The organism is Pseudomonas edaphica (assembly GCF_005863185.1).
Taxonomy (GTDB): domain Bacteria; phylum Pseudomonadota; class Gammaproteobacteria; order Pseudomonadales; family Pseudomonadaceae; genus Aquipseudomonas; species Aquipseudomonas edaphica.
Map to the genome: position 1 here is coordinate 1 of NZ_VBVZ01000285.1, position 7,821 is coordinate 7,821.

Here is a 7,821-nt window from a genome sequence, read left to right on the forward strand (position 1 = left end):
CAAGCAGACGGCGCGCCGATCAGCCAATAGCAACCCAAACCCACCAGGAAGGTGGTCTTGGCGTCCTTCAGCCCGCGAATACAGCCCATGGCAATGGTTTGCACGCCGTCGAACAACTCAAACCACGCCGCCACGGCCAACAGGCTGACCGCCAGCACGATGACGTCGTGGAAGGCTGGGTCGTTATGGTCCAGAAACAGCCCGATAAGCGCATCGGAAAACAGCCACAGCACAACGGCAAATCCCAACATCACCAACGCGCCAAAACCGATGCCGACCCGCCCGGCCATGCGCGCCTGCAGCAATTGCCCGGCGCCGTAATGCTGACCGATGCGCATGGTGATCGCGTAGGACATCCCCGCCGGCACCATGAACGCCACCGAAACGATTTGCAGGGCAATCTGATGCGCTGCCAATTGCGTACTGCCCATGGTGCCCATGCACAACGCCGCGAAGGCAAACAAACCGACCTCCACCGCATAGGTGCCGCCAATCGGCAGGCCCAGGCGCCACAGCTCACGCAGATACTGAGTGTTAAGGCGCAGCAGGCCCGCGCCGAGCGGGTAGGCTGCGTAAGCCCGGTTGCTGCGGATGTACCACATCAGCGCCAGGGCCATGCTGTTGGCGACGATCGCTGTTACCAGGCCGATGCCCATCAGGCCGAGCTTCGGCAGACCGAACATGCCTTCGATCAAGGCATGGTTGAGCAAGTAGTTGAGTACCGTGCCGCCCAGGCTGATCACCATCACCGGCGTTGCCTTGCCGATGGCGCTGGTGAAACCGCGCAAGGCCATGAAGCTCAGGTAGCCGGGCAGGGCGAACGGCAGGATGGTCAAGAATTGCCCAGCCGCCTGCACGTTGGTTTCGGTCTGGCCGAACATCAGCAGCACGGGCTTGAGATTCCACAACAGCAAGCCGGCCACCAACGCCATCAACCACGCCAACCAAAGACCTGCTTGGGTCAGGCGAGTGGCGCCTTCGATGTCACCGGCGCCATGACGGATGGCGACCAGCGTGCCGACGGCGGCAATCACACCGATGCAGAAGATCGCCACGAACGAATAGCTCGCCGCGCCCAAGCCGCCACCGGCCAGGGCTTCGGGGCTCAGGCGGGCCATCATCAGCGTGTCGGTCAGCACCATCAGCATGTGCGCCAACTGTGAGGCAATCAACGGCCCCGACAGCCGCAGAATGGCCCAGAGTTCAGTACGCACCGGATGTTGCATGATCATCACACTCAAAAATTCAGAGGGTTGGGAAAGGGCTGATTCTCGGCGCTCCCGAGGCATTACACAAAAGGATAAAAGCGATCATTCGCATGATTAAAACTCATGGTAGGGTTGGGTATTGATCTGAGGGGGTTCTTCTATGGCACGCCGTCTACCGCCGCTGTATGCCTTGCGCGCCTTTGAAGCCGCCTCCCGGCACAACTCATTTACCCGTGCGGCGGATGAGCTTTCCATCACGCAAAGTGCTGTCAGCCGGCATATTCGTACGCTCGAAGAGCACTTCGCCTGCCGCCTGTTCCAGCGCAGTGGCCGCAACCTGCAGCTCACCGAAGCGGCGCGCCTGCTCTTGCCCGGCGTGCGCGAAGGCTTCGCGGCGCTGGAACGCGCCTGCCACACCCTGAACGCCGAAGACGACATCCTGCGCATGAAGGCGCCATCGACCCTGACCATGCGCTGGTTGCTGGCGCGGCTCAGTCGCTTTCGCGCCTTGCAGCCTGGCAATGAAGTGCAACTGACCAGTGCATGGATGAGCGTGGATGAAGTGGACTTCAACCAGGAACCCTTCGACTGCGCTGTATTACTGAGCTACGGGCACTTTCCGGCGGACTGGGAGGCCTGTTACCTGTTCCCCGAGTTGCTGATTCCGGTGGGTGCGCCCAACCTGCTCAATGACGGGCCGTGGGACGTCCCACGATTGGCAAGCGCCGAGCTGCTGCACCCCACGCCCGACCGCCGTGACTGGCGCAATTGGCTGGAGCGCATGGGGTTGTCGTCCCAGGTGTCGCTCAAGGGTGGGCAGGTGTTCGATACTTTGGAGTTGGGCATGATCGCCGCCGCGCGGGGTTACGGCGTGTCCATGGGCGATTTGCTGATGGTGGCCGAAGACGTGGCCCAGGGCCGTTTGAGCCTGCCGTGGCCGACGGCGGTGGCCAGTGGGGAAAATTACTACCTGGTGTGGCCGAAAACCCGCCCCGGTGGTGAGCGTTTGCGGCGATTGGCGGAGTTTCTTCAAGGCGAAGTCAATGCCATGGAGTTGCCCCAGGTCGAACGCCTTGCCTAGCGCTTCGGTGCAATCGTTTGCGCGGTACCCCTGTAAATCGCTCAAGTATTGTCTGCGCTTGCCGAATAAGGTGTGCTGGAACCCTTATTTTCCAGCGTTTCCCACCAGATAATTTGCCGAGCTGCGCTAAGAGATCAGGATGATCCTGGCCTCGGCCAGGAGCTGTCATGTCTCAACCTCGCGCTCGGATCGCCTCCCAGTTAGGCCTCGCCTTGGCCGTTATTTTGGCGGTCGTCATCAGCGGCAGTACTGTTTTTGCCCTGCGTTCCTTGGATTCGGCCAACCTCGACACCCGCGAGGAACATCTGGCCAGCGAGGCACGCTTGCTGGCCGATCAACTCAACACCTTCCACAGCACCTTGCGCGAAAGTACTCAGCGATTGAGCGGGCTGTTTGAAAAGCGCTTTGGCGCCGGGTTGAGTGTGCGCGCTGACCAGCAAGTCGCCGTGGCCGGTGTGCAGACCCCGAGCCTGCTGTTGGGCGATGAGGTGTTGAACAACAACTTCGCGGAGGTGGACGAGTTCAAGCAGATGTCCGGCGGCGTGGCCACTGTGTTTGTGCGCAGTGGCGAAGACTTCATTCGCATCAGTACCTCCCTGACCAAACAAGATGGCAATCGCGCCATCGGGACTGTGCTGGATCACCAGCATCCGGCCTACCAGCGCCTGTTGGCCGGGCAGAATTACATCGGGCGGGCGGTGTTGTTCGATCGCGCCTACATGACCCAATACAGCCCTGTGCGCGATGCCGCCGGCAAGGTGATCGCCGTGTTGTTTATCGGCTTTGATTACACCGATGAGCAGAAGGCCCAGTTCGACAACCTCAAGCGCTTCCGTATCGGCCAGACTGGCTCACTTGCCTTGCTGGACGAACAGAAGCACTGGCTGGTGCCGCCAGCCGGTGTGCAGGCGCTGGATCAGGCGGTCCCGGTGATGCTTGATCTGGCCAAGAACCCAGGCAAAGGCCGCTTCTGGAGCGACAAGGACGAAGACTTCTACAGCGTCGCGGTGCCGTTCGACGGCGGGCCGTGGTCGGTGGTGGCGAGCATGCCGAAGTCCGAAATACGTGCAGTCACGTGGGCGGTCGGCATTCGCCTGGTGATCGGCAGCGTGCTGGCGATGTTGCTGGCAGTAGGCGCAGCGGTGTGGTTGCTGCGCAGCAAATTGCAGCCTTTGAGCGACTTGGTGCGCCAGGCCGAAGCCTTGGGCGCTGGCGATTTGAGCGCACGCTTGAATGTGTCCAGCCATGATGAAATCGGCCAGTTGGCGAGCAGCTTCAACCAGATGGGTGAGGCGCTTTCGACCATGGTCTCGCATATTCGCAAAGCGGCAGAAGAGGTCAACAGCCGGGCTCAGGCGTTATCCGGTTTGTCAGGTGGGGCCTATGAGGGCATGGAGCAGCAGTCCGGCGAAATCACCAGCATGGCCGGCGCAGTGGAAGAGTTCAGCGCCACCTCGCTGAACATTGCCGACAATATGGGCAATACCGAGCGACTGGCCCAGGAAAACGCCCAGCAAACGCGTATTGGCCGCACCTCAATGCAAGAGGCGTCGTCGTCGCTGGAGCATATCGCCACCGCCCTCAACAGCACGGCCACGGTGATCAACACCTTGGGCCAGCGCTCCCAGGAAATTGGCGGAATCGTCGGCGTGATCACCTCGATTGCCGAGCAAACCAACCTGCTGGCGCTCAACGCCGCCATCGAGGCGGCGCGGGCCGGTGAACAAGGCCGGGGCTTTGCGGTGGTTGCCGACGAAGTACGCAACCTGGCCTCGCGCACGCGCCAGGCCACCGACGAAATCTCGGTGATGATCCAAAGCATCCAGCAGGAAACCGGCAACGCCATCAGCACCATGGAACATGGCAACGTGTTGATGCAGGAAGGCCTGTCGCGCAACGCCGACGTCGCTTCGGCCCTGGCGCGCATCGACGAGCAAAGCCGTTCGGCAGGCCAGCAGTTTGCCGCCATTACCACCGCGACCCAGGAGCAGAGCAGCACGGCCAACGTGCTGAGCAGCAACTTGCAAAGCATCGCATTGGCTAACAGCGAACAGCGCGAAGTGGTGTCGAACCTGGCCATTACCGCCAAGGAACTGGAAACCCTGGCGGCAGGCTTGCGGCAGGAGGTCGACCGTTTTCGTTAAGGCTTAATGCTCGCCCAGGCCTGGGTCCACGCGCTTGCCGATATCCTTGAGGCGCGCCAGTTGGTCGACCATCCCCGGTGCCTCGTCCATGCTGGTGACGAAGGTCCACAGGTAGGTCATGACCGCGTAGATGTGGCCGGCCTTGACCGCCGGCGACAAAGCCAACTGGCTGATCGCGACCACAAACAGCAGGGCTGCCAGCGTGCCGAGAAACAGGTACGCGGCGGCCTCGCGGTCAGACAGCCAGATGCGCAGGCGTGACAGCACGTGGTAGTGGCGACGCAAGGTCGGTGCGCCGACTTTTTCGACTAACCCGATTTCTTTCTCCAGGCGATCATTCAGGCGCTCATGCAGCGCCTGGTTGCGTTGGGCAAAGCGTGGCAGCAGCGTCATGCACAGCAGCAGGGCGGCCAGGCACGCCAGGCCGACCCACGGCTCAATCACGATCAGCATCACCGCTGCGCCAATAATCGAGACCAACGCGGTGGCGATAATCGGCACGTGTTTTTCAAAGAAGTCGACGAATTCGCGCGCAAGCACCACCCGCGCGGCGGATTTTGAGGTGCTGTGGTTCTGCTGGCGCTGGTTGAGAATCACCGGCACCGCAAGGTCGGCGTAGATCCGCGTAAAAGTGCGCGTATCCAGCGCCCGCCGCGCCGCGCCGACCACCCAGAACGCCATCACCACCAACGCATAGAACAATGCGCTGGTGGCATCGCCACGGATAATCGAGTCCACCGCAAACCCGGCAAACAACGGGTAGGCCAACAGCAGCGCATTCTCCAGCGCCACCAGTGACAGTGTGCAGAACAGCTTGCCGGGGTAGGCCTTGGCGATCGCCTTGAGCGTTTGGCCGGCGGATTGCTGGCCGATTTTCTTGCTTTCTTCAATCAGGATTTGCGGGGTCACGGATGACATGGGTGCACCAAAGGAGTGATAGACGCTATTATTGAGCGACTGCTCAAGTATCCTTGAGCGATCGCTCAAAAAGCAAGCGCCGCTTATCTACCGGCGCCCAAAGGAATTGCCCATGTCGCGTATCGACCGTAAAGACCAGATCATCGCCGCTGCCCTGGAGCTGTTTCGCAGCAAGGGCTTTGCCGATGTGTCCACCCGCGACCTGGCCGAGCATGCCGGCTTGTCGCGCAGCCACGTCTATCACTACTTCAGCGACTGGAACGAACTGCGTCGCGAAGCCTTTGTGCGCTTTGCCAATGAGCAATTGGATGAAGTGCGCGAGCCCTTGGCAGATGCTCCGCCACTTGAGGCGCTGGTGGGTTTTTTACGTGACTGCCTGCCGAGCACCGCTGATGCCGGTTGGGCGTTGTGGCTGGATGCCTGGGACGAAGCCATGCACGACCCGCAAATGGCCCAGGCGTATCTGGTAATCAACGCGCAGTGGCAAGGCATGCTGGCCGAGGTGATTGAGCGAGGCGTGGCTGAGGGGATTTTTCGCTGCGACTCGCCGCAACGCGCGGCCCGGCAAATTTTCGCATTGGCGATGGGGTATGCCGATGACCTGATGCTCAAACCGTCTGCGGCGTCGGCCGAGGCGGTGCTGGATGAGGTCATGGAAGTGGCGCAGCTGCTGTTGGGTTTCTCCGCATAAGGGCTCCGTATTTACACCATTTCACTGTGGCGAGCGGGCTTGCCCCGCGTTGGGCTGCACGGCGGCCCCGGCTCTACCGGTTGAATCGTATTGGCCGGACCAGGAGCGCTTCGCACTCCAACGCGGGGCAAGCCCGCTCGCCACAAAAGCCCACATGCCACAGAATTTGCGTTCGTTAAGAGCTAGCCGACTGCCGCAGGCCGGTACTGCAAGGCCTCCTGCAAATGATGCCGGGCAATGTTTTCAACCCGCTCAAGGTCCGCCAGGGTGCGCGCTACCTTGAGCAGCCGGTGGGCTGCGCGCAGGGACAAGGTCAGTCGCTCGCAGGCGCTTTCCAGCCAGCCTTCATCGGCTTTTGCCAGTGTGCAGTGCTCGCGTAACCCCGGCAGATTCAGAAAGGCATTGGCGCAGCCCTGGCGCTTTTGCTGGCGTTCTCGAGCCTCTGCCACCTGCGCCGAAGCCGTCGCCGTATTATCGCCAGTGTGTTGGGTCGGGTTCAGCGCAGTGGTCTCCCGTGCCACGGTCAGGTGCAAGTCGATCCGGTCCAGCAACGGCCCTGAGAGCTTGTTGCGATAACGCTGAATCTGCTCCGGCGTACACCGACAGCGCCCGCTGGGTTCGCCCAAATAGCCGCAAGGGCAGGGGTTCATGGCGGCCACCAATTGAAAACGTGCCGGAAAACTCACCCGGTCGCGGGCGCGGGAGATCACGATATGCCCGGATTCGAGCGGCTCGCGCAGCACTTCCAGCACCTTGCGATCAAACTCCGGCAGCTCATCCAGAAACAGCACGCCATGATGGGCCAGGGTAATTTCCCCCGGCTGCGGTTTTGACCCGCCGCCCACCAGCGCCGGCCCCGACGCTGAATGGTGCGGTTGACGAAACGGACGGTGCGGCCAATGGCTCAACGGCGCCAGGCTGACCACTGACTGAATGGCCGCCACTTCCAGGGCTTCCTGCTCACTCAAGGGCGGCAGCAAACCAGGCAGGCGGCTGGCGAGCAAGGTCTTGCCGGTGCCGGGTGGTCCGCTGAACAGCAGGTTGTGCGCGCCCGCCGCCGCAATCAGCAGTGCGCGCTTGGCGGCAAGCTGGCCTTGCACCTCACTCAGGTCCGGGTAGGGCTTGTTCAAGTACAGCAAGCCGTCGGATTTATACGGCTCAATCGGCACCAGCCCATTCAGGTGCGCCACCACTTGCAGCAGGTGGTCCACTGCAATCACCTTCAACCCCGACGCCAGGCACGCCTCCTCGGCATTTGCCCGCGGCACTATCACGGTGCGCCCGGCCTTGCGTGCGGCCAGCGCGGCCGGCAGCACACCTTTGACCGCCCGCACCTCACCGGACAGGGCCAATTCCCCCAGGCATTCCACGTCGTCGAGCATCAATGCCGGCACCTGCACGCTGGCGGCCAGGATGCCCAAGGCAATCGCCAGATCAAAACGCCCGCCATCCTTGGGCAGGTCGGCGGGCGCCAGGTTGAGGGTGATACGGCGGGCCGGGTATTGCAGCGCACAGTTGAGGATGGCGCTGCGCACGCGGTCCTTGCTTTCCTTGACGGCGGTTTCCGGCAGGCCCACCAAGGTAAGCGATGGAAGACCATTGGCCATATGCACTTCGACGGTAACGGCGGGGGCTTCTACGCCAATTTGGGCACGGCTGTGGACGATGGCGAGGGACATGCTCGTTCCTTGAGTGGGAGGCCGCTTCCTGCGGGTTTTTCAAGGGTAGACGAGGTGAGATGCTTTCGAGGGCGGGAGGTTTTACTGAACGTATCCAAAG

The 7,821-nt window shown here is 61.8% G+C and carries 6 protein-coding genes; 3 read left to right on the forward strand and 3 right to left on the reverse strand.

Annotated elements, in window-relative coordinates:
• Positions 1-1,232 (reverse strand): NorM family multidrug efflux MATE transporter (locus FEM54_RS18685; protein WP_138452418.1); only part of this gene is annotated, 1,232 nt, incomplete at its 3' end.
• 136 nt (positions 1,233-1,368) lie between these two features.
• Here FEM54_RS18685 and FEM54_RS18690 point away from each other — a divergent pair.
• Both FEM54_RS18690 and FEM54_RS18695 read left to right on the forward strand, forming a co-directional pair.
• Positions 1,369-2,289, forward strand: coding sequence for a LysR substrate-binding domain-containing protein (locus FEM54_RS18690; RefSeq protein ID WP_017135874.1), 921 nt, complete (start codon positions 1,369-1,371; stop codon positions 2,287-2,289).
• Between the two features lie 167 nt (positions 2,290-2,456).
• Positions 2,457-4,433: a methyl-accepting chemotaxis protein gene (locus FEM54_RS18695; protein ID WP_138452419.1), complete on the forward strand. Its 1,977-nt coding sequence runs from the start codon at positions 2,457-2,459 to the stop codon at positions 4,431-4,433.
• 3 nt (positions 4,434-4,436) lie between these two features.
• Here the strand turns inward: FEM54_RS18695 and FEM54_RS18700 are convergent, their stop codons facing one another.
• Positions 4,437-5,351: an ABC transporter six-transmembrane domain-containing protein gene (locus FEM54_RS18700; protein ID WP_171045864.1), complete on the reverse strand. Its 915-nt coding sequence runs from the start codon at positions 5,349-5,351 to the stop codon at positions 4,437-4,439.
• Positions 5,352-5,463: 112 nt separating this feature from the next.
• Here FEM54_RS18700 and FEM54_RS18705 point away from each other — a divergent pair, with 112 nt between their 5' ends.
• Positions 5,464-6,042 carry a TetR/AcrR family transcriptional regulator gene (locus FEM54_RS18705; protein WP_138452420.1) on the forward strand — a complete coding sequence of 193 codons (579 nt, stop codon included), beginning with the start codon at positions 5,464-5,466 and terminating at the stop codon, positions 6,040-6,042.
• A 182-nt stretch (positions 6,043-6,224) separates the two neighbouring features.
• Here FEM54_RS18705 and FEM54_RS18710 read toward each other — a convergent pair whose 3' ends face one another.
• Positions 6,225-7,721 (reverse strand): YifB family Mg chelatase-like AAA ATPase, encoded by a 1,497-nt coding sequence (locus FEM54_RS18710; RefSeq protein WP_138452421.1) that lies wholly within the window; start codon positions 7,719-7,721, stop codon positions 6,225-6,227.
• Positions 7,722-7,821: the final 100 nt, after the last annotated feature.

Excerpts from the sequence above, each read along its gene's own strand:
- FEM54_RS18690 (WP_017135874.1), top strand. The coding sequence starts at position 1,369 with ATGGCACGCCGTCTACCGCCGCTGTATGCCTTGCGCGCCTTTGAAGCC.
- FEM54_RS18695 (WP_138452419.1), top strand. The coding sequence starts at position 2,457 with ATGTCTCAACCTCGCGCTCGGATCGCCTCCCAGTTAGGCCTCGCCTTG.
- FEM54_RS18700 (WP_171045864.1), bottom strand. The coding sequence starts at position 5,351 with ATGTCATCCGTGACCCCGCAAATCCTGATTGAAGAAAGCAAGAAAATC.
- FEM54_RS18705 (WP_138452420.1), top strand. The coding sequence starts at position 5,464 with ATGTCGCGTATCGACCGTAAAGACCAGATCATCGCCGCTGCCCTGGAG.
- FEM54_RS18710 (WP_138452421.1), bottom strand. The coding sequence starts at position 7,721 with ATGTCCCTCGCCATCGTCCACAGCCGTGCCCAAATTGGCGTAGAAGCC.